Here is a 25187-nt window from a genome sequence, read left to right as displayed (position 1 = left end):
TGGTTATGGGTGATCGGCACGACTACGTGGCCCTCGAATGGGTCAAAGGCGAAATTGCCGAAACGCTGAAACAGGCGCATCAAGCAATTGAAGCCGTGCTCGACGACCCGCAAGCCTTTCCCGGGCTGGACGAGTGCCTGGATCACATCCATCAGGTCCACGGCAGTTTGCAGATGGTCGAGTTCTACGGCGCAGCCTTGCTCGCCGAAGAAATGGAACATCTGGTCGAAGCCTTGCAGCACGAGCGCGTCAGCCATCGCGACGAAGCCCTGCATCTGTTGCTGCAAGCCCTTGGGCAATTGCCGATTTACCTCGACCGCGTGCAGAGCGCCCGGAGAGATTTGCCGTTGGTGGTGCTGCCGCTGATCAACGATCTGCGCAGCGCCCGTGGCGAAAGCCTGTTGTCTGAAACCAGCCTGTTCAGCCCGCAATTGCCCGAACTGGCACCGCTAAACGCAGAAGCGCTGGCACTGCTGGAACCGGCAGAACTGCCGAACGTGCTGCGCAAATTGCGCCAGATGCTGCAAATGGCTTTGGTCGGTTTGCTGCGCGAGCAGGATGACCAGACCCACCTCGGTTATCTGGCCAAAGTATTCACTCGCCTCGAAGCGCTGAGCGGTGATTCGCCGCTGAGTCCGCTGTGGCAAGTCGCCTCGGCGCTGGTCGAGGGCATGCGCGCAGGCGTCATCGCCAACAGCCCGGCGCTGCGCAGCCTGTTCAAGGATGCCGACAAAGAGCTCAAGCGTCTGCTCGAGCAAGGTATGTCCGGCCTCAATCAGCCGCCTCCGGCTGAGCTGCTGAAAAGCCTGTTGTTCTATATTGCCAAAGCCGAACATCCCACCGGGCAGATGCTGACCATGAAAGATCGCTACTCCCTGGACGACGCTTTGCCCGACAGCGCGATGGTCGACGAAGAACGCGCGCGCCTGGCCGGCCCCGATCGCGATGCGATGCGCTCGGTGCTGGCGGCGTTGTGTGAAGAACTGGTGCGGGTCAAGGAGCGCCTCGACCTGTTCGTGCGCAGCGACCGCCAGCACACCTCGGATCTGGAAAACCTGCTCGCACCCCTGCGGCAGATTGCCGACACCCTCGCGGTGCTCGGTTTCGGCCAGCCGCGCAAAGTGATCATTGATCAATTGGCCGTGGTGCTCAGCCTCGCTCAGGGCCAGCGCGAACCGAACGACGCGATCCTGATGGACGTTGCCGGCGCGCTGCTCTACGTCGAAGCGACGCTGGCCGGAATGGTCGGTACCGTCGAGCCGGAAAGCCCGGAAGATACGCGCCTGCCGACCACCGACCTGACGCAGATCCATCAGATCGTCATCAAGGAAGCGCGCATCTGCCTGCAACAGGCCAAGGACATGATCGTCGACTACATCGACGCCGATTGGGATCGCCAGCACCTGCAACCGTTGCCGGCGCTGCTGACTCAGGTGCGCGGGGCACTGGCGATGATTCCGTTGAACCGCGCGGCAAGTCTGGTCGAGGCGTGCAACGGGTTTATCCGCGAACATCTGTTGCTTGATCCGCACGAGCCGGGTTGGGAAGAGCTGGATCATCTGGCCGATGTCATCAGCAGCCTCGAGTATTACCTCGAACGTCTGAGCGACGACCCGCAGGCGCCGAGCGAGCAGTTGCTGGATGTCGCGCAGAAGTCCCTTGCGAGTCTGGGGTTCTTTCCAAATGAGCCGCATGTGCCCGTGCTCGACGACGTGCTCAGCCCCAGCGAAGCGCTGGTGATGCAGGACATGCAAGCGCTTGATGACCCGGAAACCGTGCAGTCGCTGGCCGACGTTCTGGCCAGCCCGGTTTCAGCGCTCAACCCGCCGGCATTGATCACGCCGGGCAGCTTGATGCCGCCGCCAGCCGATGAAGAACCGGTCGACGATGAACTGCGCGAAGTGTTCCTCGAAGAGACCGACGAGGTCCTCGAAGTCCTCCACGAATACCTGCCGCGCTGGATTGCCAATCCGCAGGACCGCGATGCGCTGACCGAGCTGCGTCGCGCCTTCCACACCCTCAAGGGCAGCGGGCGCATGGTCCGCGCGCTGATTCTCGGTGAGCTGGCGTGGTCGGTGGAAAACCTGCTCAACCGTGTGCTCGAACAAAGTGTCGAACCGGGCTCGGTGGTGCAGCAAGTGCTGACCGACACCGTGCTGTTGCTGCCCGAGTTGATCAGCGAATTCGCCACCAACAGCCAGCGTCAGCGCAGCGATGTCGATCAACTCGCTGCTCGCGCCCACGCCTTGGCCAAAGGCGATGAACCGCTGGCCGCCGAAGACGTGGACGATGTCGCGGCGCTCGATCCGCTGCTGCTGGAAATCTTCCGTAAAGAAGCCGAAACCCACCTCGCCAGCCTCAATCGCTTTCTCGATCAAGCCGCCGAGCATGTGCCGCTACAGGCCAGCGATGAATTGCAGCGCGCCCTGCACACGCTCAAGGGCAGTGCTTCGATGGCCGGCGTATTGCCGATTGCCGAACTCGCTGCGCCGCTCGATCAACTGGCCCGCGAGTTCAAGGCGCACCAGTTGCCGCTGGACCTCGACGAAGTGGAGTTGCTGCTGGAAGCCGAGGGCCTGTTCCGCGTCGGCCTGCGTCAACTCAAGCATGATCCGCTGGCGCCGATTGTCGGTGCACAGTCGCTGATCAAACGCTCGGAAACCCTGCTTGCCGAGCGCCTGGAATCGATCCTCGATGCGCCGCACACCGGCCTGCGGATCAAGCGTGATCCGCAACTGATCAACAACTTCCTCGCTCAGGGCATGGACATCCTGCTCGACGCCGAAAGCCTGTTGCAGCGCTGGCAACAACACCCCGGCGAGCGTCAGGAACTCAGCGCCTTGCTGGATGAACTGACCACCCTTGGCGAAGGCGCGCATTTGGCGGATCTGCTGCCGGTGGACGTGTTGTGCGAAGCCTTGCTCGACCTGTATGGCGCGGTTGAAGAAAGCAGCCTGGCGGTCAGCGAACAGTTTTTCCGCGAAGCGCAGAACGCCCACGAAGCGCTGATCAACATGCTCGACGAACTGGCCGCCGGGCAGGAAGTCACGCCACAACCGGCGCGGATCCGGGCGTTGCATGATCTGCTCGATCAGAGCCTCGACCCATCGTCCATGGGCCTGATTCGCAGCGATGGCAGCCGTACCCTGAGCATCCGTGAACTGGGCAGCGCCACCGCTGAGTTGCAGCAAAAGGCAACGGCGCTTGAACCCGATGACGAGATTGTCGAGATCTTCCTTGAAGAAGCGGTCGACATTCTCGACAGCTCAGGCCAGGCCTTGCAGCGCTGGTTGAGCGACCCGGACAATGCCGCGCCGCTGTCCTCGTTGCAGCGCGATTTGCACACCCTCAAGGGCGGCGCGCGGATGGCTGAAGTCGAGGCCATTGGCGATCTGGCTCAGGAGCTGGAAAGCTTTTACGAAGGCTTGGTGGATCGTCGCTACCACTACAGCGAAAGCCTGGGGCGCTTGCTGCTCAAGAGTCATGAGCGTTTGGCATTGTTGCTTGATCAACTGCAAAGCCATCAGCCGCTGATCCCGGCGCAGGATCTGATCGACACGATTCGTCAGGTACGTCAGGGCCACAGCGTCGCCGAAGTGCCGCCAGCAACAACCGAGCACGACAGCGCTGGCCACGATCCCGAACTGCTGGAAATCTTCCTCGAAGAAGGTTTCGACATCATCGAAAACTCCGGCGCCGCGCTGCTGCGCTGGCAAGCCGAGCCGGGCAATCGCCAGGAAGTGGAAACCCTGCTGCGCGATCTGCACACCCTCAAGGGTGGCGCGCGGATGGTCGAGATCGGCCCGATCGGCGACCTTGCCCATGAGCTGGAATACCTTTACGAAAGTCTTTCCAGCGGCGCTTTGCAGCCGTCGGCGGAGCTGTTTGCGCTGGTGCAGCGCGGCCATGATCGGCTGGCACAAATGCTCGATGGCGTGCGCGCCGGGCAACCGTGTCCACCGGCCGATCGGCTGATCAATGCGATCCAGAATTTCAGCCATCCGGTGACGATAGAAACGCCGCCAGTGCTACCCGTTCCGGTCAAGACTGACGCGGCGCCGCCGGCTGCTGACGCTGGCGCGGACATGGTCAAAGTCTCCGCCGAACTGCTCGATGAGCTGGTCAATCTGGCCGGGGAAACCTCGATCTTCCGTGGTCGCATCGAGCAGCAGGTCAACGACGCACAGATCGCCCTGAACGAGATGGAAACCACCATCGAACGCATGCGCGATCAGTTGCGTCGTCTCGATACCGAAACCCAGGGGCGGATTCTCAGCCGTCAGCAAGTCGATGCCGAACGTCTCGGCTACGAGGAATTCGACCCGCTGGAAATGGACCGCCATTCGCAGTTGCAGCAACTGTCCCGCGCGCTGTTCGAATCGGCTTCCGACTTGCTCGACCTCAAGGAAACCCTCGACCGCCGTAATCACGACGCCGAGAACCTGTTGCAGCAACAGGGCCGCATCAACACCGAATTGCAGGAAGGCCTGATGCGCACGCGCATGGTGCCGTTCGAGCGCATGTTGCCGCGTTTGAAACGCATCGTCCGCCAGGTCGCTGAAGAGCTGAACAAAGACGTCGCGTTTGTCGTCGGCAACGCCGAAGGCGAGATGGATCGCAACGTACTCGAACGCATGGCCGCGCCGTTGGAACACATGCTGCGCAATGCCGTCGATCATGGTCTGGAGTCCGCCGAGGTGCGGCTGGCGGCAGGCAAACCGGCGCAGGGCACGGTAAGCCTGGACCTGTCCCGCGAGGGCGGCGACATCGTTTTCGACATTCGCGACGACGGTGCCGGCGTGCCGCTGGAAGCGGTGCGGCGCAAGGCGATCAAGCGCGGCATGCTCGCGCCGGAGGCCGAAATCAGCGACCGCGACGTGTTGCAGTTCATCCTCCAGCCGGGGTTTTCCACGGCGGAAAAGATCACGCAGATTTCCGGACGCGGCGTCGGCATGGACGTGGTGCATGAAGAAGTGCGGCAACTCGGCGGCAGCATGAGCATCGACTCGGTGCCGGGGCAGGGCGTGCATTTCCGTATTCGTTTGCCATTCACCGTGTCGGTCAACCGCGCGTTGATGGTGCAGTGTGGCGAGGATCAATATGCGATTCCGCTGAACACCATCGAAGGCATCGTCCGCGTGTTGCCGAATGATCTGGAAGCTCACTTCCGGGTTGATCCGCCGCGTTATCAGTACGGCGGCCAGACCTACGAACTGTGCTACCTCGGCGAACTGCTGAAAACCGCGCCACGGCCGAAACTGCTCGGCCAGAACCTGCCGTTACCGGTGCTGCTGGTGCATTACAACGACCGGCGCATCGCGGTGCTGGTCGATACCATGGCCGGCACCCGCGAGATCGTGGTCAAGAGCCTTGGCGCGCAATTCGCGGCGGTGCAGGGCGTGTCCGGCGCGACGATTCTCGGCGATGGCCGAGTGGTGCTGATTCTCGATTTGCTCGCACCGATTCGGGCGATGCAAGCGCGGATTGCGCAGACGCCAACGCTGCCGGATATCGACAGCGAACCGCACAAACCACTGCTGGTGATGGTGGTCGACGACTCGGTCACCGTGCGCAAGGTCACCAGCCGCTTGCTCGAACGCCATGGCATGAACGTGCTGACCGCCAAGGACGGTGTCGACGCCATGCTGCTGCTCGAAGAACACATGCCCGACCTGATGCTGCTCGACATCGAAATGCCGCGCATGGACGGCTTCGAAGTCGCCACCCAGGTGCGCAACGACGAACGCCTGCAGCACCTGCCGATCATCATGATCACCTCACGCACCGGGCAGAAACACCGCGACCGTGCCATGGCGATTGGCGTCAACGACTACCTCGGCAAGCCGTATCAAGAGTCGGTGCTGCTTGAAAGCATTGCCCAATGGAGCAAGAAACATGCATGAGCGCCGGCATAATCAGCGCAGCAGCCAACTCACCGGGTTGCTGCTGCCGTTGGCGGATCGCAATTTGATCCTGCCTAACGTCGCCGTGGCCGAGCTGATCGATTACCAGGCCAGTGCTTTCGATCTGGATACGCCACCGTGGTATCTCGGCAAGGTTACGTGGCGTGAGCGGCAGATTCCGTTGCTGAGTTTTGAATCGGCGTGCGGGCAGAAAATCGTTATCGGCGAGCGCGCGCGGATCGTGATTTTGAATGCGCTGGGCGGGTTGCCGGAGTTGAAGTTCATTGCGCTGCTGGTGCAGGGGATTCCGCGCTCTTACAAGCTCGACAGTCAGTTGAGCTATGTCGATGTGCCGTTGTGTGCGCTGGAGCAGGCGGCGGTGCAGGTCGGGGAGCAAGTGGCGAAGGTGCCGGATTTGTTGGGGTTGGAGAAGTTGTTGGTGGAGGCGGGTCTCGTCCACTGATCCTGAGTTTGCGGTGATCTTGCTGGCCTCTTCGCGAGCAAGCTCGCTCCCACAGTGGGCTTATGTCGTCCACAAAATCTGCATTCACTGAAGATCCCCTGTGGGAGCGAGCTTGCTCGCGAAAGCGTCGTTCGCCACACCTTAAATCCGACAGACAAATCCTCAATCTTTGTGCGCAATAAACACCCTTTATCTCAGCTGTTTAAATACACCCGATGTTACGGCTCCCTAGCCTACAAATCCTTGCGCCGCTGCCTACGCATGCACCAGAATCCGCCGGCTTGTGCGCCGTGGGCTGGCTGCGTAACGTGGATTGGGTCACTGATTTCCAGTGATCGGGTTTAGCAGCCCGGCTTTGTCCTTACCTCGGTTGTACAAGTCTCATCCAGTCAGGCATTCGCCTGCGCTTGATGGTGGCTGTGCGCATGGCACCTTCGGGTGCGCCGGGTTGGGGTTTGACCGGTCTGCTAACTTGCGCATAGCCGCCACCCTACCGTTTAGCAGCGAGATGGTGAGGCCTAATAGAGGTTCATCCCCATGTTCAAAGTAACGCCAAACCCGCCGGTCACCGACCCGGCATCCCCCTACGAATCCCCCGATTCGAAGAAATTCCACGAAGCCGCCGAACGCGCCCTCGATCATTACCTTGGCCCGACCAACGCCGACCTGATGGCCACGCCCTACACCCCCAACACGCTGTACATGGCCAACCCGAATGCCGACACCGAATCCCTGCTGGCCGACGCCAGCGAAACCCTCGGGTCGGCCACTGTCATGCTTAATAACCATGCGGCAATGGTGGAAGGTACGCACCGCAAGACTGTGCAGGGTATTGCGCAGGTGGTGATGGTGGCGGAGATGGCCGTCAATCGTTTGTTGGATAGGTTGGTGCCGACGGAGTAGCGAAAAAGCTGACCCTCACCCCAGCCCTCTCCCGGAGGGAGAGGGGGCCGACCGAGGTGTCTTGCGCTATACATCGACCTGAAAAGCCAAGTCGATTATGGGTTTGGTAAAGCGAGTCGATTATGGATTCGGTAAAGCACGATCAGGTCGGCGCAATTCCCGAATATCCCCCAATCAGTCCCCTCTCCCTCCGGGAGAGGGCTAGGGTGAGGGCGGCTCTTGATCGTTACCCTGAGCGTAATGATTCACCACCGCGCTTGATTGATGCCCCCACCCCACACGCCTACCTTAGCTCCACGACAGCGAACCCCGTGGAGTGAGCATGACAACAACAATTTCCCCCGACTCGCGCTGGACGCGGCGGCGCGATGAGAAGCAGCGCCGGCTCGACAAGGTGCGCGGGCTGGCCGACGGTGTGGTGTTGCCCACCGACAAGATCGTCGCCGCGCTCGAAGCGCTGATCCACCCCGGTGACCGTGTGGTGCTGGAGGGTAACAACCAGAAGCAGGCGGATTTCCTTTCGCGCTCGCTGGCCAAAGCCGACCCGGAAAAGCTCCACGACCTGCACATGATCATGCCCAGCGTCGGCCGCTCCGAGCACCTCGACCTGTTCGAACACGGCATCGCCCGCAAGCTTGATTTCTCCTTCGCCGGCACCCAGAGCCTGCGCATCAGCCAGTTGCTGGAAGACGGCCTGCTGGAAATCGGCGCGATCCACACCTACATCGAACTCTACGCCCGGCTGGTGGTGGACCTGATCCCCAACGTCGTGCTCTCGGCCGGGTTCATGGCCGACCGCGCCGGCAACATCTACACCGGCCCGAGCACCGAAGACACTCCGGCACTGATCGAACCGGCCGCCTTCAGCGACGGCATCGTCATCGTCCAGGTCAACCAATTGGTCGACGACGTCAGCGAACTGCCGCGCGTGGACATCCCCGCCTCATGGGTCGACTTCGTGGTGGTGGCCGACAAGCCGTTCTACATCGAACCGCTGTTCACCCGCGACCCACGCCATATCAAGCCTGTGCACGTGCTGATGGCGATGATGGCGATCCGTGGCATCTACGAAAAACACAACGTGCAGTCGCTCAACCACGGCATCGGTTTCAACACCGCCGCCATCGAGCTGATCCTGCCGACCTACGGTGAATCCCTCGGCCTCAAAGGCAAGATCTGTCGCAACTGGACGCTCAACCCGCACCCAACTTTGATCCCGGCAATCGAGAGCGGTTGGGTCGAAAGCGTGCATTGCTTCGGCACCGAACTGGGTATGGAAAACTACATCGCCGCGCGCCCGGACGTGTTCTTCACCGGCCGCGACGGCTCGTTGCGTTCCAACCGGATGTTCTGCCAACTGGCCGGGCAATACGCGGTGGATCTATTTATCGGCGCGACGTTGCAGGTCGATGGCGATGGCCATTCCTCGACCGTGACCCGTGGTCGCCTCGCCGGTTTCGGTGGCGCGCCGAACATGGGCCACGACCCGCGCGGTCGCCGTCACGGCACCCCGGCGTGGCTGGACATGCGCCACGACGACTCGCAGCAACCGATGCTCGAACGCGGCAAGAAACTCGTGGTGCAAATGGTCGAGACGTTCCAGGAGGGCGGCAAACCGACCTTCGTCGAGACCCTCGACGCGGTGGAAGTGGCGAAGAAAAGCGGCATGCCGCTGGCACCGATCATGATCTACGGCGATGACGTCACCCACCTGCTCACCGAAGAAGGCATCGCCTACCTGTACAAGGCACGCTCGCTGGAAGAGCGCCAGGCGATGATCGCAGCGGTCGCCGGCGTCACCGCGATCGGCCTGCGCCACAACCCGAAAGACACCGAACGCATGCGCCGCGAAGGCCTGATCGCCTTGCCGGAAGACCTCGGCATCCGCCGCACCGACGCCACCCGCGAATTGCTCGCGGCGAAAAGTGTGGCCGATCTGGTCGAGTGGTCCGGCGGCCTGTACAACCCGCCCGCGAAATTCAGGAGCTGGTAATGCACGCATTTAACCTGCAAGCGAAACCGCTTTCTCTGGCTGATCGATTGGCTGATCTGGCGGTGGACGCGCTGATTGACGAAGCCGATCTGTCGCCGAAACCGGCGCTGGTCGACCGTCGCGGCAATGGCGCGCACACCGATCTGCACCTGGGCCTGATGCACGCTTCGGCGCTGTCGTTGTGGCCGGCGTTCAAGGAAATGGCCGAAGCGGCGGTTGCAATCGGCGAAGTCGATTCAACGTTGCGCGAAGCGATTGGCCGCATCGGTCGAGAAGGCGAGCAAGCGATGCTCACGACCACCAACGGCGTGAACACGCATCGCGGCGCCATTTGGGCGCTGGGATTATTGGTGACGGCTGCTGCGCTGGAGCCGCAATCCTCCAGCGCTAACGCCGTGACCCTCCGCGCCGCACGTCTGGCCTTACTGGAGGACCGCTACGCACCCAAACCATTGAGCCACGGCGCCCAGGTCGCCCTGCGTTACGGCGCACGCGGCGCGCGTGAAGAAGCGCAACTCGGCTTCCCCTCGGTGCTGCAACGCGGCCTGCCGCAACTCAAGCGCAGCCGCGCCAACGGCCATGGTGAGCAGAACGCTCGGCTCGACGCCTTGCTCGCAATCATGACGAATCTGGCCGACACCTGCGTGCTCTACCGCGCCGGTGAAGAGGGCCTGCACGCCATGCAGTCCGGCGCGCAAGCGGTGCTCGACGCCGGTGGCAGCGCCAGCCTCAGCGGACGCCGTCGCTTGCACGAACTCGATCAACAACTCATCGCATTGAATGCCTCGCCCGGTGGCGCCGCCGACTTGCTCGCCGCCACGCTGCTGCTCGATCGCATCGAGCGCGACGGCATCCTTCAGGGAGCGTTTTGATGGAAACCCTATCGTTTGAATTCCCCGCCGGGCAGCCGCCACGCGGTCGCGCGCTGGTCGGTTGTGTCGGCTCGGGTGATCTGGAAGTGCTGATCGAACCGGGTCTGGCCGGCAAACTGACAATCAATGTGCAGACCTCGGTCAACGGCGCGCAGTTGCGTTGGCAGCACCTGTTTGCGCGGATGTTCGACGGCACCACGCCGCCGGCGATGGCCATCGATATCCACGATTTCGGCGCGACGCCGGGGGTGGTGCGCTTGCGTCTGGAACAAGGTTTCGAGGAGATCGGCCATGACTGACAGCGCAGCGTTGCTCAACAAACACAGCTTCGTCGAGCTCGGCGCGCGGCAACGGGCGAAAGCCTTGCTCGATGCCGGCAGCTTTCGTGAATTGCTCGACCCGTTTCAACGGGTGATGTCGCCGTGGCTTGAACGTCAGGGCGTGGTGCCGCAGGCCGATGACGGCGTGGTGATCGCCAAGGGCAGCCTCGACGGTTTGCCAGTGGTCATTGCCGCAATTGAAGGCGCGTTTCAGGGCGGCAGCCTTGGCGAAGTCGGCGGGGCGAAGATTGCCGGCGCACTGGAACTGGCGGCTGAAGACAACCGCAAAGGCATTCCGACCCGCGCGGTGTTGCTGCTGGAAACCGGTGGCGTGCGCTTGCAGGAAGCCAATCTTGGGTTGGCGGCGATTGCCGATATTCATGCGGCGATTGTCGATTTGCAGCAGTACCAACCGGTGGTCGGTGTGGTGGCGGGCAGCGTGGGTTGCTTCGGTGGTATGTCGATTGCGGCGGCGCTGTGCAGCTATTTGCTGGTGACTCAGGAAGCACGCCTCGGTTTGAACGGCCCGCAAGTGATCGAGCAAGAAGCCGGGATCGAGGAATACGACTCCCGCGACCGGCCGTTCATTTGGAGCCTGACCGGTGGCGAGCAGCGTTTCGACACTGGTCTGGTGGATCGTTATGTCGCCGATGATGTGGCGAAGATTCGTCAGCAGGTCGGCGAATTGCTGCAGCAAGGTTTGCCAAAGCAACCACGCAGGCAACGCGCCGAATGGTTTCTGCAACGCCTGAGCAGCCTGAACACTGACCCGCAAATCGAACCGTCAGTGGTTCGCGATCTTTACCAAGGAGAGCGCTCATGAGCGGTTATTCACTGCGCGGTTTGAACTGGTTCGACGCCTTGAGCGCCGGGGCGAAAGCCGTTGAGGGTTTGCCGCCATCGCTGCGGGTTGCCGATGGTGAACTTGGGCGTTTTATCGCCGTGGTCGCTGATCCGGACAATCGTTTTCCGCGTGCGCGCAACGGCGAAGTCGGCTTGCTCGAAGGCTGGGGTCTGGCCAAGGCTGTGGATGACGCGATCACTGCTGATCGTGACAAAGCGCAGAAACGCCCGATCATCGCCATCGTCGATGTGCCGAGCCAGGCTTATGGTCGGCGCGAAGAAGCCCTCGGCATTCATCAGGCGCTGGCCGGTGCGGCGGACAGTTATGCCCGTGCGCGGTTGGCCGGGCATCCGGTGATTGCATTACTGGTCGGTAAGGCAATGTCCGGGGCGTTTCTCGCTCATGGTTATCAGGCCAACCGTTTGATTGCGCTGCGCGATCCGGGCGTGATGGTGCATGCGATGGGCAAGGCGTCGGCGGCGCGGGTGACGTTGCGCAGTGTTGAAGAGCTCGAAGCGCTGGCCGCCAGTGTGCCGCCGATGGCTTATGACATCGACAGCTACGCGAGCCTCGGATTGCTCTGGGAAACCCTGTCGGTGCAGCAGATTGAGCAGCCGACGGCGGAGGATCTATCGAGAGTTAACGAGTGCCTGAAGCAAGCCATCGGCGATGTCGTCAGCACTGATCTGAGCAATCGTCTCGGCGCAAAAAATCGTGCGGCCTCCAGCAAGGTTCGCGAACTGTTGAGGGCGCAATGGTGAACACGCCTCTGGCCCACGACCTGCTGTGGGGCATGACCCCGGCGCAGTTGCCGGCGGATGCGCCGCTGTGGGCCGTCGAGTCATTGGCCGCCGGGCAACCGGTGGTAGTGCGACGGGCGTTGAGTGCTGAGGGTTTTGTCGCGGTCGGCGTGCGCGGTGTGTTGCGCGAGCAGCGGCTGGCGGCGTTTATGGCGCTCGATTCGATTGCCTGTCGGGTCAGCCCCGAAGGGCTGTGTCACGTCGACTGCGAGCGCGATCTGCCGGTCATGCAGGCGCTCAAACAGCTGCGGCTGATGCTCGACGATTGCGGTTGGGTCTGGGGTGTCAGCGGCAGTGTCGGCTTTGAATTGGCCAGCAGTTTTACCGCGATGCACGCGGCCAGTGATCTCGATTTGATTCTGCGCACACCGCAACTGATCACGCGTAATCAGGCACGCAAATTGGTTGCGGTTTTTGATCAGGCCGTGTGCCGGGTCGACCTGCAATTGCAGACGCCATTCGGTGCTGTGGCGTTGCGTGAATGGGCTAGCGGTTCGGCGCGGGTGCTGCTGAAAAATGCTCATCAGGCTTGCCTGGTGATCGATCCGTGGAATCCGCAGGAGCAGGCAGCGTGAGCAGTCTGCTGGTGTTCCCCGGCCAGGGCGCGCAGCAGGCGGGCATGTTTCAGCGCTTGCCTCGGGAAACCTTGGTCGAAGCCAGTGATGTACTTGGCGAAGATGTTTTGCTGCTCGATTCTGCTCAAGCATTGCGCACGACGAGGGCGGTTCAGCTGTGCCTACTGATCGCCGGCGTCGCGGCTTCACGACAGTTATTGCAGGACGGACTCACGGCGGATTACGTCGCCGGCTTGTCCATCGGCGCTTACCCGGCAGCGGTGGTCGCTGGAGCGTTGAGCTTCAGCGATGCGCTGCATCTGGTCAGCCTGCGCGGTGAGTTGATGCAACAGGCTTATCCACAGGGCTACGGCATGACCGCGATCATCGGCCTGCAATTATCCACAGTCGAAACACTGCTCGCACAGGTGCACAGCGAAGATTCGCCGGTGCACCTGGCCAACATCAATGCCGATAACCAGGTGGTGATCGCCGGTAGTGACGAGGCCATGCAAGTGGTGGCTGAACTGGCGCGCAGTCGTGGCGCTGGTCTGGCGAAACGCCTGGCGGTGAGTGTGCCGTCGCACTGTCCGCTGCTGGAGGCACCTGCACAAACCCTCGCCGAGGCCTTCGCCAAAGTTGAACTGAAAACTCCGAAAATCGCTTACCTGAGCGGCAGCCGCGCGCGTCCTGTGACCAAAATCGAAGCGCTGCGCGACGACCTCGCCTTCAACATGTGTCGCGTAGTGGATTGGCGCGGCACCGTACAAAGCGCCTACGAGCGCGGCGTGCGTTTACAGATCGAACTGCCGCCCGGTGCGGTGCTGACCGGGCTGGCGCGCCGGGTGTTCGAACAGGGCACGGTCACTGCCTTCGACAGTGCGCGTCTCGACACCTTGCAGGCGCTGTTGCGTGAGGAGGGTGGCCACCAACTCTAAAACCGCCGACTCAAGCTTCGAACAACAAAAACAACATTCGACGATGCACTTTGAGGACTACAACAATGATTATTTACGGTGTGGCGTTTCTCGCCTTTTGTACGTTGGTGGGTATCTGGGTCGGTGAGCTGCTCGGCAAGCTGATCGGCGTGCCGGCCAACGTCGGCGGCGTCGGCATTGCGATGCTGCTGTTGATTGGCCTGGGCAGTTATCTGAACAAAAGCGGCTGGCTCAAGGGCAAGACCGAGCAGGGTGTCGAGTTCTGGAGCGCTATCTACATTCCGATCGTGGTCGCCATGGCCGCGCAGCAAAACGTCTATGGCGCGCTCAAGGGCGGGCCTATGGCGATTCTTGCCGGCACCCTCGCCGTGGTGATCGCTTTTGCCCTGGTGCCCGTGCTGACGCGCATGGGCAACAAGGAGCAGACCCCGATCGCTCCAGCCAAGACTGCGGGGTAATCGCCATGTACGAATCAATGATGAAAGTGATCACCGGCTACGGTTTGATCAGCGGTTTCCTGATTGTCGGCCTGACCATGTGGGTGTCCTACTGGATGTCCAACACCTTCACCAAAGGTCGTTTGCACGGCTCGGCCATCGCCATTCTGCTCGGGCTGGTGCTGTCGTATGTCGGCGGTGCGCTGACCGGTGGGCAGAAGGGCGTAGTGGATATTCCGTTGCTGTCGGGCATCGGTTTGCTCGGTGGTGCGATGCTGCGCGATTTTGCGATTGTGGCCACGGCGTTTGGCGTGAGTGTCGATGAGCTGAAACGGGCAGGGTTCGTCGGGGTGCTGGCGCTGTTTGTCGGCGTAGGCACGTCGTTCGTGGCGGGTGTTGGTGTGGCGATGGCGTTCGGTTATACCGATGCCGTTAGCCTGACCACTATTGGTGCCGGCGCGGTGACCTACATCGTCGGCCCGGTGACCGGCGCGGCGATTGGCGCCAGTTCCGAGGTCATGGCGCTGTCGATTGCAGCGGGGTTGATCAAGGCGATTCTGGTGATGGTGATGACGCCGTTCGTGGCGCCGATGATTGGCCTGAACAATCCACGCAGCGCGGTGATTTTCGGCGGGCTGATGGGCACGTCCAGTGGTGTGGCCGGCGGGTTGGCGGCGACGGATCCGAAGCTGGTGCCTTATGGGTGTCTGACGGCGGCGTTTTATACCGCGCTTGGGTGTTTGCTTGGGCCTTCGCTGTTGTTTTTGGCGATGCGCGGGTTGGTGGGATAACAGCTAAGAGCTGCCCTCACCCTAGCCCTCCCGAAACGTCGGACCGCCCGTAGGGAGAGGGGACTGACCGAGCTGAATGTTGGAAGTACGCCGACCTGAAATTTCCGAGTCGAACTCAGGTTTTGAAAGGCCCCCGGTCTGCTCCCTTCCCCCCTCTACCCCTTGGGGGCGGTCCGACGTTTCGGGAGGGCCGGGGTGAGGGGGTAGCTCTTGATCTTGATTTTGCTCTAAATCCCAGCCTGTCGATTGGCATACATCCGACACTCCGCCAGCAACGCCAGCAAATTCGGATCCCTCTCCTTGGCCTTCAAAAACACCACGCCAATGTGCTGCTGCAACCGGTACTTCTCCTGCAGCGGAATCAACTTCACCCGATTCTCATACACCGCCGCAATCCGCCCCGGCAGCAATGCATAACCCACTCCCGAACTGACCATGCTCAACAGCGTGAAGATGTCATTCACCTGCATCGCCACCTTCGGCTCGAACCCCGCCTGCTTGAATACCCGGTTACCGTCCTGATGCGTGGCAAAACCCTGGGTCAAGGTGATAAAAGTTTCATCCCGGACTTCCGCCAGATCCACTTCACTGCGCTGGGCAAACTTTGAATCCGCCGGCGTGGCGAGGAAAATGTCGTCGGAAAACAGCGCAATCTGCTCGCAATCCGGGTCGTTGATGCTGTCGTCCAGCGACACCAGAATCGCGTCGACTTCCATGTTCTTCAGCTTGTAGAGCAGGTCGATGTTCGAGCCGAGGATCAGGTCGATATTGAGTTCGCTGCGGCGGATTTTCAGGCCCATGATCAGTTGCGGTACGGTTTTCACGGTCAGCGAATACAGCGAGCCGAGTTTGAAGCGTTCGGCGGAGAACCCGGCGGCTTCGCGGGTCAGGCGCACGCTTTCGACGACGTCGTTGATCAGCTTCTGCGCCCGTTCTTCGAGCACGTAAGCGCTTTCCAGCGGCGTCAGGTTGCGCCCTTCGTGTTTGAACAGCGGGCAGCGCAGGGCGCTTTCCAGCGAGTGGATCGCGCGGTGCACGCTGACGTTGCTGGTCTGTAACTCGGCAGCGGCGCGCGCGAGGTTGCCGGTACGCATGAAAGCGAGGAACACCTCGAGTTTTTTCAGGGTCAATTCTTCGTCGATCAGCATGGCGCGGACTCTTTTTGGAATGCTTCGATTGTGCCCAATTACCGTGGCGTGCGCAGGTCCGCGTTGAACAGAAACATTGCGCTTTTACGCTTAAGGCCCGAGCCTTGCGCGCTGCGGTAACGAATATTGAGGTGAGCGATACATGTATCACGGAGAAAAACTCAACGCCTGGACGCATTTGGTCGGGGCAGTGGCAGCGTTTATCGGCGGCGTCTGGATGCTGGTGATCGCCAGCCTCGACGGCAGCCCGTGGAAGATTGTCAGTGTGGCGATCTACGCGTTTACCTTACTGGTGCTCTACAGCGCCTCGACCGTGTACCACAGCGTGCGCGGGCGCAAGAAAGCGATCATGAAGAAAGTCGATCACTTTTCGATCTACCTGTTGATCGCCGGCAGTTACACGCCGTTTTGCCTGGTGACCCTGCGTGGGCCGTGGGGCTGGACGTTGTTCGGGATTGTCTGGGGGCTGGCGCTGATTGGCATCCTGCAGGAGATCAAACCGCGTTCGGAGGCGCGGATTCTGTCGATCGTGATTTACGCGGTGATGGGCTGGATTGTGTTGGTGGCGGTGAAGCCTTTGATTGCGGCGCTGGGTACGGCCGGGTTTGCCTGGCTGGCGTCGGGCGGGGTTTTGTATACGGTGGGGATTATCTTTTTTGCCCTGGATCACCGACTGCGGCATGCGCATGGGATCTGGCATTTGTTCGTGATTGCCGGGAGTTTGCTGCACTTTGTCGCGATTCTGTTTTATGTCCTGTAAATGCAATCCCTGTGGGAGTGAACTTGCTCGCGAAGGCGTCAGGTCAACCAACATTTTTGCTGAATGACACACCGCATTCGCGAGCAAGCTCGCTCCCACACTGTATCTAGGGTGTTCACAAAATCTGTGCTCACTGGAGATCTACTGTGGGAGCGAGCTTGCTCGCGAAGAGGCCTTAGAAGTCACCCCAAAGCTGCTGGGCCACCGCCAGTGCAACCACTGGCGCCGTCTCGGTACGCAATACGCGCGGTCCAAGGCGGGCGGCGTGGAAGCCGTTGCTCTTGGCCTGCTCGACTTCGGCATCCGTCAAACCACCTTCCGGCCCGATCAGGAACGCCAGCGTCGCCGGTTTGGCATGACTCACCAACGGCTCCGCCACCGGGTGCAGCACCAGTTTCAACTCGGCTTCGGTCTGCTTGATCCAGTCCGCCAGCAACACCGGCGGATGAATCACCGGCACCCGCGAGCGTCCACATTGTTCACACGCGCTGATCGCCACCTGACGCCAATGCAGCAGGCGTTTGTCGGCGCGTTCGTCCTTGAGGCGGACTTCACAGCGATCACTGAAGATTGGGGTGATTTCATTCACGCCCAGTTCGGTGGCTTTCTGAATCGCCCAGTCCATTCGCTCGCCACGGGACAGGCCCTGGCCGAGGTGAATGTGCAGCGGCGATTCGACCTGGCCGGCGAATTGCTCATCGATCTGTACGGTCACGCGCTTCTTGCCGACTTCCAGCAGGGCGCCGCGAAATTCATGGCCGGAACCGTCGAACAGCTGCACCGCATCGCCCTCGGCCATGCGCAGTACGCGGCTGATGTAATGCGCCTGGGCTTCCGGCAATTCGTGTTCGCCGGTGCTCAGCGGGGCGTCGATAAAGAAGCGGGACAGTCTCATTTCGGGTCTCTGGAAAGATGTGAATCAGGTGGATCGGTGTCGACTTCATTCGCGAGCAAGCTCGCTCCCACATTTGGAATGCATTCCCCTGTGGGAGCGAGCTTGCTCGCGAAAGCGGCAGTTCAGGCGCCACAAATTTTTTGAATCAGCCTGGATCGCGGAACCCCGGGTGGAAGTCTTTTGGCACGGCGACGCTGACGCTGTCACGCGTAGCTATATCGATGCCTTCGCTGGCCACTTCGGCGAGGAAGTCGATCTGCTCCGGGGTGATCACGTACGGCGGCAGGAAATACACCACGCTACCGAGCGGGCGCAGCAACGCGCCACGTTCCAGTGCATGCTGGAACACTTTCAAACCGCGACGTTCCTGCCAAGGGTAGGCCTCTTTCGTGGCTTTATCCTTGACCATCTCGATGGCCAGGACCATGCCGGTCTGGCGTACTTCGGAGACGTTCGGGTGATCGACCAGATGCGCCGTCGCCGACGCCATGCGCTGAGCCAGCGCCTTGTTGTTCTCGATGACGTTGTCCTGCTCGAAGATATCCAGCGTTGCCAGTGCCGCCGCGCACGCCAGCGGGTTGCCGGTGTAGCTGTGCGAGTGGAGGAAGGCGCGCAGGGTTGGATAGTCGTCGTAGAACGCGCTGTAGACCTCATCGGTGGTCAGGCACGCCGCCAACGGCAGATAGCCGCCGGTCAGCGCCTTCGACAAGCAGAGGAAGTCCGGGCGAATGCCGGCCTGTTCACAGGCAAACATGGTTCCGGTGCGACCAAAGCCGACGGCGATTTCGTCGAGAATCAGGTGAACGCCATAACGGTCGCATGCCTCGCGCAGCAGCTTCAGATAAACCGGGTGATACATGCGCATGCCGCCGGCACCCTGAATCAACGGCTCGACGATCACTGCCGCGACGCTGTCATGATTTTCTGCCAAGGTCTGTTCCATGGCGGCGAACATATTGCGCGAATGGTCTTCCCAGCTCATGCCTTCGGGGCGTCCGTAGCAATCCGGGCTCGGCACCTTGATGGTGTCCATCAACAGCGCTTTGTAGGTTTCGGTGAACAGCGGCACGTCACCGACCGCCATCGCTGCCATGGTTTCACCGTGGTAGCTGTTGGTCAGGGTGACGAAGCGCTTCTTGTTCGGTTGGCCGCGATTGAGCCAGTAGTGAAAGCTCATTTTCAGCGCGACTTCGATGCAGGACGAACCGTTATCGGCGTAGAACACCCGGTTCAAGCCTTCCGGGGTCATCTTCACCAGACGCTCGGACAGTTCGATCACCGGTTGATGGCTGAAGCCAGCCAGAATCACGTGCTCCAGCTGATCGACCTGATCCTTGATGCGCTGATTGATGCGCGGGTTGGCGTGGCCAAACACGTTGACCCACCACGAGCTGACGGCGTCGAGGTAGCGCTTGCCTTCGAAGTCTTCGAGCCAGACGCCTTCGCCGCGCTTGATCGGGATCAGCGGCAGCTGTTCGTGGTCTTTCATCTGGGTACAGGGATGCCACAACACCGCGAGGTCGCGTTGCATCCACTGGTTATTCAGGCCCATTTACAGTCTCCTCGAGGCGGCTCGCGTCAGGCGCGGGCAAACAATCGCGCAAGCCTATGCAATGCATCGCGCGGGGACAACCCATTGTGTCGATTGAGCTACTTTGTATGAGCCGATAGACGTCGCTGGCGGCGTTTTGATGGCTAACGTATTCTTCGCGGTTCTTTGGGTCGTCTGACCCGCAAAACTGCTTTTTCCTACGTGTATTTCCGGAGTTCGCTGAATGTCTGTCGGTTGGCTGCGCGCCTGTGCGCTGGTGATGTTGGGGCTGTTCAGCGTTACAGCGCTGGCCAAGGATAAAACTGCAATCGTGATCGGCGGTGGCCTGTCGGGCCTGACCGCCGCTTATGAGCTGCAAAACAAAGGCTGGCAGGTCACCCTGCTGGAAGCCAAACCGAGCCTGGGTGGTCGCTCGGGTATGGCCACCAGCGAGTGGATCGGCAACGACAAGACCCAGCCAGTGCTGAACAAGTACGTTTCGACGTTCAAGCTGGGCACCACGCCGGCGCCGGAATTCGTGCGGACCCCGGGCTACCTGATCGACGGCGAGTATTTCTCTGCCGCCGATCTGGCGACCAAGCAGCCGGCCACCGCCGATGCCTTGAAGCGCTACCAGAAAACCCTCGATGATCTGGCGCGTTCGATCGACGACCCGCAAAACCCGGCGGCAACCAGCACCCTGCACGCACTGGACCAGATCACCGTATCGAGCTGGCTCGACAAGCAGAACCTGCCGGCCACCGCACGTCAGTTGATCAACCAGGACATCCGCACCCACTACGACGAGCCTTCGCGTCTGTCGCTGCTGTATTTCGCTCAGCAGAACCGCGTGTATCGCGGCATCTCCGACCGTGACCTGCGCGCTTCGCGTCTGGTCGGCGGCAGCCAAGTGCTGGCGCAGGCGTTCGTCAAACAGATCAAAACCATCAAGACCAACTCGCCGGTGTCCGCGATCACTCAGGACAAGGACGGCGTGACCGTCAAGGTCGGCAGTGTTGGCTATCAGGCTGACTACGTTGTGCTGGCTGTGCCGCTGCGTGCACTGAACAAGATTGCCCTGACGCCGGCGCTGGACGCTCAGCATCTGGCTGCGATCAAGGGCACCAACTACGGCTGGCGCGACCAGATCATGCTGAAGTTCAAGACGCCGGTGTGGGAAAGCAAGGCGCGCATGTCCGGCGAGATCTACAGCAACACCGGTCTCGGCATGCTTTGGATCGAACCTGCCCTGAAGGGCGGCGCCAACGTGGTGATCAACCTGTCCGGCGACAACGCTCGTGTGATGCAGGCGTTTGGCGACAAGCAAATGGTCGATCAGGTGCTAATTCGTCTGCACGCGTTTTATCCACAGGCTCGTGGCTCGTTCACCGGTTATGAAATCCGTCGCTACAGCACCGACCCGTCGATGGGCGGCGCCTACCTGGCTTACGGCCCGGGGCAGATCAGCAAGTTCTGGCGTCTGTGGGAACGTCCGCTGCAACGCGTGACGTTCGCCGGCGAACACACCGACACCTTGTACCCGGGCACCCTGGAAGGCGCGCTGCGCACCGGTCAGCGGGCGGCGAGTCAGGTTGAAGATCTGGCGGCAGGCAAATCGTTTGAGCCAGCCAAAGTAGTGCCGGCTGCAGCAGCGGCAGGCGCGGCGGGTGCCGTGGCGGCGAAGAAGGGCAACTTCTTCAGCAACCTGTTCGGCGGTTCGGATGACGAGAAGAAGCCTGAGCCTGTGAAGGCGCCAGAGCCGGCACCTGCTCCGGTCGCTCCAGCACCTGCTCCGACCCCGGCACCTGCGCCAGCTCCGGTGGAAGCACCGAAGCCTGCGGCACCAGTGAAAGCTGAACCGGCGAAGAAAGCGGCGGCCAAGCCAGCGGTGAAGAAGCCAGCGGCTAAAACCGAGGCGAAAAAGCCTGCGGTGAAACCGGCAGCGAAGAAGGCTGAGCCGGCGAAGAAGCCAGCGGCCAAGCCTGCGGCAACGACCGAGACCAAGGCGCAGTAAGCCTTTGCTTCAATAAAAACGCGGCCTTCGGGTCGCGTTTTTTTTCCTGCATTTTTGTCCTTCGCCATCCGGTCACGGAGCTTACTTGTGTACCGGAGCCTTCCCACAAAGTACTCAGAGTGAGGTGATAGCGGGTGCCCCGGCGCCAATTCTATGCTGGGAAAAATAGGAGGCACTTGATGAAAACGTTCACGCTCATGCTTTTGCTGATTGCACTTCCAGGTTGCTCCAACGGGCGTTTCTTACCTGGCGGTTATAGTTCAGAACTCGCGCATAAATGCCAGATAGATCCCTACAGCGCCGATTGCCTGCAACCACCGGCGGTACTTCATAACTAATCAGCCATGAATAAAGAACCGGTTACTTGAATAACTCTGTCCCGTTCGGCAGTTTCCCTTGGCCACCTTTGCTTGCGCTTGTGCAGGCGCCCGAGGGTTCAGCAACGATCATTTGTCCAGACGTCCCACGCCAAAATCGCCTTTAATCTTTCCTTAACACGCCACTTTCAGACTCTTGATCGTATTTCTCGATATTTCAAAGCAAAATTTTCCGCTTTAATTCGATAGATAACTCGCTAGTCTTGGTTCGCAGTTCTCACAGGATTTGGGCAATGCAGCTACGTAACTCTTCTTCGCGCTATGGTTGGGTCAGCATCTTCATGCACTGGGGCGTGGCGCTGGTGGTCTTCGGGCTGTTTGCGCTGGGCCTGTGGATGGTCGGGCTGGATTACTACAGCAGCTGGCGCAAAGAGGCGCCGGATCTGCACAAGAGCATCGGTCTGGTGCTGCTGGGTGTGATGGTGTTGCGGGTGCTGTGGCGCTTTATCAGCCCGCCGCCGCCGACGCTGCAAAGCTACAGCCGGATGACCCGTATCGGCGCCAAGTTCGGCCATGGGTTTCTGTATCTGGCGCTGTTCGCTGTGATGCTTGCCGGTTACCTGATTTCCACCGCAGACGGTGTCGGGATTCCGGTGTTTGGCCTGTTTGAAGTTCCTGCACTGGTTTCCGGGCTACCGGATCAGGCAGATACCGCTGGGGTGATTCATCTCTGGCTCGCGTGGGCACTGGTAATTTTTTCCGGCCTCCATGCGTTGGCAGCATTGAAGCACCACTTTATCGATCGTGATGCGACCCTGACGCGAATGCTCGGTCGCAAAGCCTGAAATTCAACCTCGACTCAAAGGAAAAGAAAGCATGTTGAAAAAGACTCTGGCCGCTCTGGCAATCGGTTCTGCACTGCTCTCGGCTGGTCAGGCCATGGCTGCGGACTACAAAATCGACAAGGAAGGTCAGCACGCCTTCGTTGACTGGAAAATCAGCCACCTGGGCTACAGCTTCATTCACGGTACTTTCAAGGATTTCGACGGTACATTCTCGTGGGATTCGGCCAAGCCTGAAGCCAGCAAGATCTCGGTTGATGTGAAAACCGCCAGCCTGTGGTCGAACCACGCTGAACGTGACAAGCACATCGCCAGCAAAGACTTCCTGGATGTTGGCAAGTTTGCTGATGCCAAGTTCGTCTCCACCGCCGTTAAATCGACCGGTGAAAAGACTGCTGATGTGACTGGCGACCTGACCCTGCACGGTGTGACCAAGCCTGTGACCTTCAAGGCTACGTTCAACGGCGAAGGCAAGGATCCATGGGGCGGCGAACGCGCTGGCTTCAACGCCAAGACCACCCTCAACCTGAACGATTTCGGGATCAAGGGCCCAGGTCCTACCTCGCAAACTGCGGATCTGGATATCTCGCTGGAAGGCGTGAAAGTTAAATAACTTTCCTCCCGCCACACAAAAACGCCCCCGGTCGAAAGATCGGGGGCGTTTTTTATTGCCTACGACACACACACACATCCCCTGTGGGAGCGAGCCTGCTCGCGAAGGCGGCGGGTCAGTCAGCAATGATGTTGGCTGAATGACCGCTTTCGCGAGCAGGCTCGCTCCCACAGGGTATATGCGGTGATTCAGGGGGATTCGTGGCGGCAAAAAAATGCCCCGGCTCTTGCGAGTCGGGGCATTTTATATGGCGGCGTTAACTCAGCGATTGCGGGTCAGCAATGCTGGTTTTTCGCCACGCGGGCGGCTTGGCAGTTGATCGAGCTGCTCAGGCGTCGGGAAGCGGTCGGCTTTCGATTCCTTGTGCATGATCTTCGGGCCGTTGCTGCGCGGGTTCTGTACGGCTGGCTCGCTGCGTGGCTGATCGTCACGGGCCGGACGACGATTGCGCGAGGACGAGGAGGATTCGTCGCGACGACCCGACTGACCATCACGCGGTGCGCCGTTGCGCGGGCCGCTACGCTTGGCTGGCGGGGTGCCGGTGCTCGAACCGTTGCTGTTGCGCGGACCGTTCTGACGACCCTGCGACTGACCGCCACGTGGTGCACCCGAACCTGCGCCTGCACCTTGAGCCGGTGCGCCTGGACGACGGCCACGGCCGCCGGCAGGGGCTGGTTTTGGTACGTAATCAACACGGTTACCGAAGTTATCGATATCGTCGTCGAGGAACTCGTCCGGTGCACGATCAGCCGCCGCACGTGGCGGTTGGCTCGGACGCTGTTCGCGGCTCGGAGTGCCTTCGCGCGGTTTCTGCTGACGAGCAGGGCGCTCGCCACGTTCGCTGGCCGGTTTTTCCTTGCCCTTGTCTTTGCCTTTGTCTTTACGACCGCCGCCACCGCCGCCATTCGGGCCGTCGCCGCGTGGGCCACGTGGATTGCGTGGGTTACGCACGTCCGGACGCTCACGCACTTCCGGCTTCTCGGCTTCAATGGTGCTCGAATCGAAGCCCATCAGGTCGCCGTCGGCGATTTTCTGCTTGGTCATGCGTTCGATGCTTTTCAGCAGCTTTTCTTCGTCCGGCGCGACCAGCGAGATCGCCTCGCCCGAACGACCGGCACGGCCAGTACGGCCGATACGGTGCACGTAGTCTTCATCGACGTTCGGCAGTTCGAAGTTGACCACGTGTGGCAACTGATCGATGTCCAGGCCGCGTGCGGCGATGTCGGTCGCAACCAGGATGCGTACCTGGTTGGCCTTGAAGTCGGCCAGCGCTTTGGTGCGCGCGTTCTGGCTCTTGTTACCGTGGATCGCTACAGCCGGCAGGCCGTGCTTGTCCAGGTACTCGGCCAGACGGTTGGCGCCGTGCTTGGTGCGGGTGAACACCAGCACCTGTTCCCACGCGCCGGCGGTGATCAGGTGCGCCAGCAGCGCACGCTTGTGGCTGGCCGGCAGACGGAACACGCGTTGTTCGATGCGCTCGACCGTGGTGTTCGGCGGCGTCACTTCGATGCGTTCCGGGTTGTGCAGCAGCTTGCCGGCGAGGTCGGTGATGTCTTTGGAGAAGGTCGCCGAGAACAGCAGGTTCTGACGCTTGGACGGCAGGCGCGCGAGGACTTTCTTCACGTCGTGCACGAAACCCATGTCGAGCATGCGGTCGGCTTCGTCGAGGACGAGGATTTCCACGTGGGACAGGTCAACGCTGCCCTGGCCGCAGAGGTCGAGCAAGCGACCCGGGCAGGCAACGAGTACGTCGACGCCGCGGGACATGGCCTGAACCTGTGGGTTCATGCCGACGCCGCCGAAGATGCAGGCGCTGACGAATTTCAGGTCACGGGCGTAGATCTTGAAGCTCTCGTGAACCTGGGCCGCGAGTTCGCGGGTCGGGGTCAGGACCAGTACGCGCGGTTGGCGCGGGCCATGACGCTGGGATTTGTCCGGGTGACCGTTGGGGAACAACCGCTCCAGGATCGGAAGGGCGAAACCGCCGGTTTTACCGGTACCTGTCTGTGCCGCAACCATCAGGTCGCGACCTTGCAACACGGCGGGGATGGCCCGCTGTTGCACCGGAGTAGGCTCGGTATAGCCCGCATCTTCGATGGCGCGGACTAAAGCCTCGGAGAGACCGAGGGAAGCAAAGGACATGAGTAATCCTGTTTTAGTTAGGGCTTGGCCCAATGGGAGTCTTGCCTGGCGCGAATCACGTTTAAGAGGACGCAATCCCGTCCGGTCCTGCTGCGGTTCCGAAGGCA

The 25187-nt window shown here is 60.9% G+C and carries 20 protein-coding genes; 16 read left to right on the top strand and 4 right to left on the bottom strand.

What is annotated here, in order from left to right; genetic code table 11:
• Positions 1-5 precede the first annotated feature (5 nt).
• The 12 genes from CLU80_RS11415 (at position 6) to madM (ending at position 14818) form a co-directional block, all read left to right on the top strand.
• Complete coding sequence (locus tag CLU80_RS11415) at positions 6-5903, top strand: hybrid sensor histidine kinase/response regulator (RefSeq protein WP_099757413.1); 5898 nt, start codon at positions 6-8, stop codon at positions 5901-5903.
• Complete coding sequence (locus CLU80_RS11410; RefSeq protein WP_007913679.1) at positions 5896-6366, top strand: chemotaxis protein CheW; 471 nt, start codon at positions 5896-5898, stop codon at positions 6364-6366. Before CLU80_RS11415 ends, CLU80_RS11410 begins: the two co-directional genes overlap by 8 nt.
• A 537-nt stretch (positions 6367-6903) precedes the next feature.
• Positions 6904-7269, top strand: coding sequence for a DUF6124 family protein (locus CLU80_RS11405; protein WP_093429845.1), 366 nt, complete (start codon positions 6904-6906; stop codon positions 7267-7269).
• A 322-nt stretch (positions 7270-7591) separates the two neighbouring features.
• Positions 7592-9262, top strand: coding sequence for a malonate decarboxylase subunit alpha (gene mdcA / locus CLU80_RS11400; RefSeq protein WP_099757412.1), 1671 nt, complete (start codon positions 7592-7594; stop codon positions 9260-9262).
• A complete protein-coding gene (locus CLU80_RS11395; RefSeq protein ID WP_099757411.1) occupies positions 9262-10134 on the top strand; it encodes a triphosphoribosyl-dephospho-CoA synthase in 873 nt (290 codons plus the stop codon). Before mdcA ends, CLU80_RS11395 begins: the two co-directional genes overlap by 1 nt.
• Positions 10134-10433, top strand: a complete 300-nt coding sequence (locus tag CLU80_RS11390) for a malonate decarboxylase subunit delta (protein WP_007913697.1) — start codon at positions 10134-10136, stop codon at positions 10431-10433. Before CLU80_RS11395 ends, CLU80_RS11390 begins: the two co-directional genes overlap by 1 nt.
• Positions 10426-11277, top strand: a complete 852-nt coding sequence (locus CLU80_RS11385) for a biotin-independent malonate decarboxylase subunit beta (RefSeq protein WP_093429848.1) — start codon at positions 10426-10428, stop codon at positions 11275-11277. The genes CLU80_RS11390 and CLU80_RS11385 overlap by 8 nt, the downstream gene beginning before the upstream one ends.
• Positions 11274-12059: a biotin-independent malonate decarboxylase subunit gamma gene (mdcE, locus tag CLU80_RS11380; protein WP_099757410.1), complete on the top strand. Its 786-nt coding sequence runs from the start codon at positions 11274-11276 to the stop codon at positions 12057-12059. The genes CLU80_RS11385 and mdcE overlap by 4 nt, the downstream gene beginning before the upstream one ends.
• The gene (locus CLU80_RS11375; RefSeq protein ID WP_099757409.1) at positions 12053-12673 is read left to right on the top strand and encodes a malonate decarboxylase holo-ACP synthase; all 621 of its coding nucleotides are present in this window, start codon (positions 12053-12055) and stop codon (positions 12671-12673) included. Before mdcE ends, CLU80_RS11375 begins: the two co-directional genes overlap by 7 nt.
• The gene (gene mdcH / locus CLU80_RS11370; protein WP_099757408.1) at positions 12670-13590 is read left to right on the top strand and encodes a malonate decarboxylase subunit epsilon; all 921 of its coding nucleotides are present in this window, start codon (positions 12670-12672) and stop codon (positions 13588-13590) included. Before CLU80_RS11375 ends, mdcH begins: the two co-directional genes overlap by 4 nt.
• A gap of 65 nt (positions 13591-13655) precedes the next feature.
• Positions 13656-14048, top strand: coding sequence for a malonate transporter subunit MadL (gene madL / locus CLU80_RS11365; protein ID WP_016984760.1), 393 nt, complete (start codon positions 13656-13658; stop codon positions 14046-14048).
• A gap of 5 nt (positions 14049-14053) precedes the next feature.
• The gene (gene madM, locus CLU80_RS11360) at positions 14054-14818 is read left to right on the top strand and encodes a malonate transporter subunit MadM (protein ID WP_016984761.1); all 765 of its coding nucleotides are present in this window, start codon (positions 14054-14056) and stop codon (positions 14816-14818) included.
• A 227-nt stretch (positions 14819-15045) separates the two neighbouring features.
• Here the strand turns inward: madM and CLU80_RS11355 are convergent, their stop codons facing one another.
• Positions 15046-15966, bottom strand: coding sequence for a LysR family transcriptional regulator (locus CLU80_RS11355; protein ID WP_099757407.1), 921 nt, complete (start codon positions 15964-15966; stop codon positions 15046-15048).
• A 142-nt stretch (positions 15967-16108) separates the two neighbouring features.
• On the opposite strand from CLU80_RS11355, the gene trhA reads away from it, so the two are divergent.
• Positions 16109-16726: a PAQR family membrane homeostasis protein TrhA gene (gene trhA, locus CLU80_RS11350; protein ID WP_007964065.1), complete on the top strand. Its 618-nt coding sequence runs from the start codon at positions 16109-16111 to the stop codon at positions 16724-16726.
• Positions 16727-16901: 175 nt separating this feature from the next.
• Here the strand turns inward: trhA and CLU80_RS11345 are convergent, their stop codons facing one another.
• A complete protein-coding gene (locus tag CLU80_RS11345) occupies positions 16902-17621 on the bottom strand; it encodes a 16S rRNA (uracil(1498)-N(3))-methyltransferase (protein ID WP_099757406.1) in 720 nt (239 codons plus the stop codon).
• 145 nt (positions 17622-17766) lie between these two features.
• On the bottom strand, positions 17767-19173 hold the full coding sequence (locus CLU80_RS11340) for an adenosylmethionine--8-amino-7-oxononanoate transaminase (protein ID WP_099757405.1): 1407 nt from the start codon (positions 19171-19173) through the stop codon (positions 17767-17769).
• A gap of 223 nt (positions 19174-19396) precedes the next feature.
• Between CLU80_RS11340 and CLU80_RS11335 the strand changes: the two genes are divergently transcribed.
• From CLU80_RS11335 to CLU80_RS11325, 3 genes are all read left to right on the top strand, one after another.
• The gene (locus CLU80_RS11335; RefSeq protein WP_099757404.1) at positions 19397-21166 is read left to right on the top strand and encodes a flavin monoamine oxidase family protein; all 1770 of its coding nucleotides are present in this window, start codon (positions 19397-19399) and stop codon (positions 21164-21166) included.
• A gap of 610 nt (positions 21167-21776) precedes the next feature.
• A complete protein-coding gene (locus CLU80_RS11330; protein WP_077574882.1) occupies positions 21777-22328 on the top strand; it encodes a cytochrome b in 552 nt (183 codons plus the stop codon).
• Between the two features lie 31 nt (positions 22329-22359).
• Entirely contained in the window at positions 22360-22938 is a 579-nt protein-coding gene (locus CLU80_RS11325; protein ID WP_038358767.1) for a YceI family protein, read from the top strand.
• A 261-nt stretch (positions 22939-23199) separates the two neighbouring features.
• Here the strand turns inward: CLU80_RS11325 and rhlE2 are convergent, their stop codons facing one another.
• Positions 23200-25080: an RNA helicase RhlE2 gene (rhlE2, locus tag CLU80_RS11315; RefSeq protein WP_099757403.1), complete on the bottom strand. Its 1881-nt coding sequence runs from the start codon at positions 25078-25080 to the stop codon at positions 23200-23202.
• Positions 25081-25187: the final 107 nt, after the last annotated feature.

This window comes from Pseudomonas sp. 29, from assembly GCF_002754355.1.
Lineage (GTDB): Bacteria > Pseudomonadota > Gammaproteobacteria > Pseudomonadales > Pseudomonadaceae > Aquipseudomonas > Aquipseudomonas neuropathica.
The sequence above is the reverse complement of the archived record's forward strand: the minus strand, read 5'-3'. Positions and strand labels throughout refer to the sequence as shown.

What these genes read in the sequence shown, in the direction of transcription:
- CLU80_RS11415 (WP_099757413.1), top strand. Translation starts at nt 6, where the DNA reads ATGGGTGATCGGCACGACTACGTGGCCCTCGAATGGGTCAAAGGCGAA.
- CLU80_RS11410 (WP_007913679.1), top strand. Translation starts at nt 5,896, where the DNA reads ATGCATGAGCGCCGGCATAATCAGCGCAGCAGCCAACTCACCGGGTTG.
- CLU80_RS11405 (WP_093429845.1), top strand. Translation starts at nt 6,904, where the DNA reads ATGTTCAAAGTAACGCCAAACCCGCCGGTCACCGACCCGGCATCCCCC.
- mdcA (WP_099757412.1), top strand. Translation starts at nt 7,592, where the DNA reads ATGACAACAACAATTTCCCCCGACTCGCGCTGGACGCGGCGGCGCGAT.
- CLU80_RS11395 (WP_099757411.1), top strand. Translation starts at nt 9,262, where the DNA reads ATGCACGCATTTAACCTGCAAGCGAAACCGCTTTCTCTGGCTGATCGA.
- CLU80_RS11390 (WP_007913697.1), top strand. Translation starts at nt 10,134, where the DNA reads ATGGAAACCCTATCGTTTGAATTCCCCGCCGGGCAGCCGCCACGCGGT.
- CLU80_RS11385 (WP_093429848.1), top strand. Translation starts at nt 10,426, where the DNA reads ATGACTGACAGCGCAGCGTTGCTCAACAAACACAGCTTCGTCGAGCTC.
- mdcE (WP_099757410.1), top strand. Translation starts at nt 11,274, where the DNA reads ATGAGCGGTTATTCACTGCGCGGTTTGAACTGGTTCGACGCCTTGAGC.
- CLU80_RS11375 (WP_099757409.1), top strand. Translation starts at nt 12,053, where the DNA reads ATGGTGAACACGCCTCTGGCCCACGACCTGCTGTGGGGCATGACCCCG.
- madL (WP_016984760.1), top strand. Translation starts at nt 13,656, where the DNA reads ATGATTATTTACGGTGTGGCGTTTCTCGCCTTTTGTACGTTGGTGGGT.
- madM (WP_016984761.1), top strand. Translation starts at nt 14,054, where the DNA reads ATGTACGAATCAATGATGAAAGTGATCACCGGCTACGGTTTGATCAGC.
- CLU80_RS11355 (WP_099757407.1), bottom strand. Translation starts at nt 15,966, where the DNA reads ATGCTGATCGACGAAGAATTGACCCTGAAAAAACTCGAGGTGTTCCTC.
- trhA (WP_007964065.1), top strand. Translation starts at nt 16,109, where the DNA reads ATGTATCACGGAGAAAAACTCAACGCCTGGACGCATTTGGTCGGGGCA.
- CLU80_RS11345 (WP_099757406.1), bottom strand. Translation starts at nt 17,621, where the DNA reads ATGAGACTGTCCCGCTTCTTTATCGACGCCCCGCTGAGCACCGGCGAA.
- CLU80_RS11340 (WP_099757405.1), bottom strand. Translation starts at nt 19,173, where the DNA reads ATGGGCCTGAATAACCAGTGGATGCAACGCGACCTCGCGGTGTTGTGG.
- CLU80_RS11335 (WP_099757404.1), top strand. Translation starts at nt 19,397, where the DNA reads ATGTCTGTCGGTTGGCTGCGCGCCTGTGCGCTGGTGATGTTGGGGCTG.
- CLU80_RS11330 (WP_077574882.1), top strand. Translation starts at nt 21,777, where the DNA reads ATGCAGCTACGTAACTCTTCTTCGCGCTATGGTTGGGTCAGCATCTTC.
- CLU80_RS11325 (WP_038358767.1), top strand. Translation starts at nt 22,360, where the DNA reads ATGTTGAAAAAGACTCTGGCCGCTCTGGCAATCGGTTCTGCACTGCTC.
- rhlE2 (WP_099757403.1), bottom strand. Translation starts at nt 25,080, where the DNA reads ATGTCCTTTGCTTCCCTCGGTCTCTCCGAGGCTTTAGTCCGCGCCATC.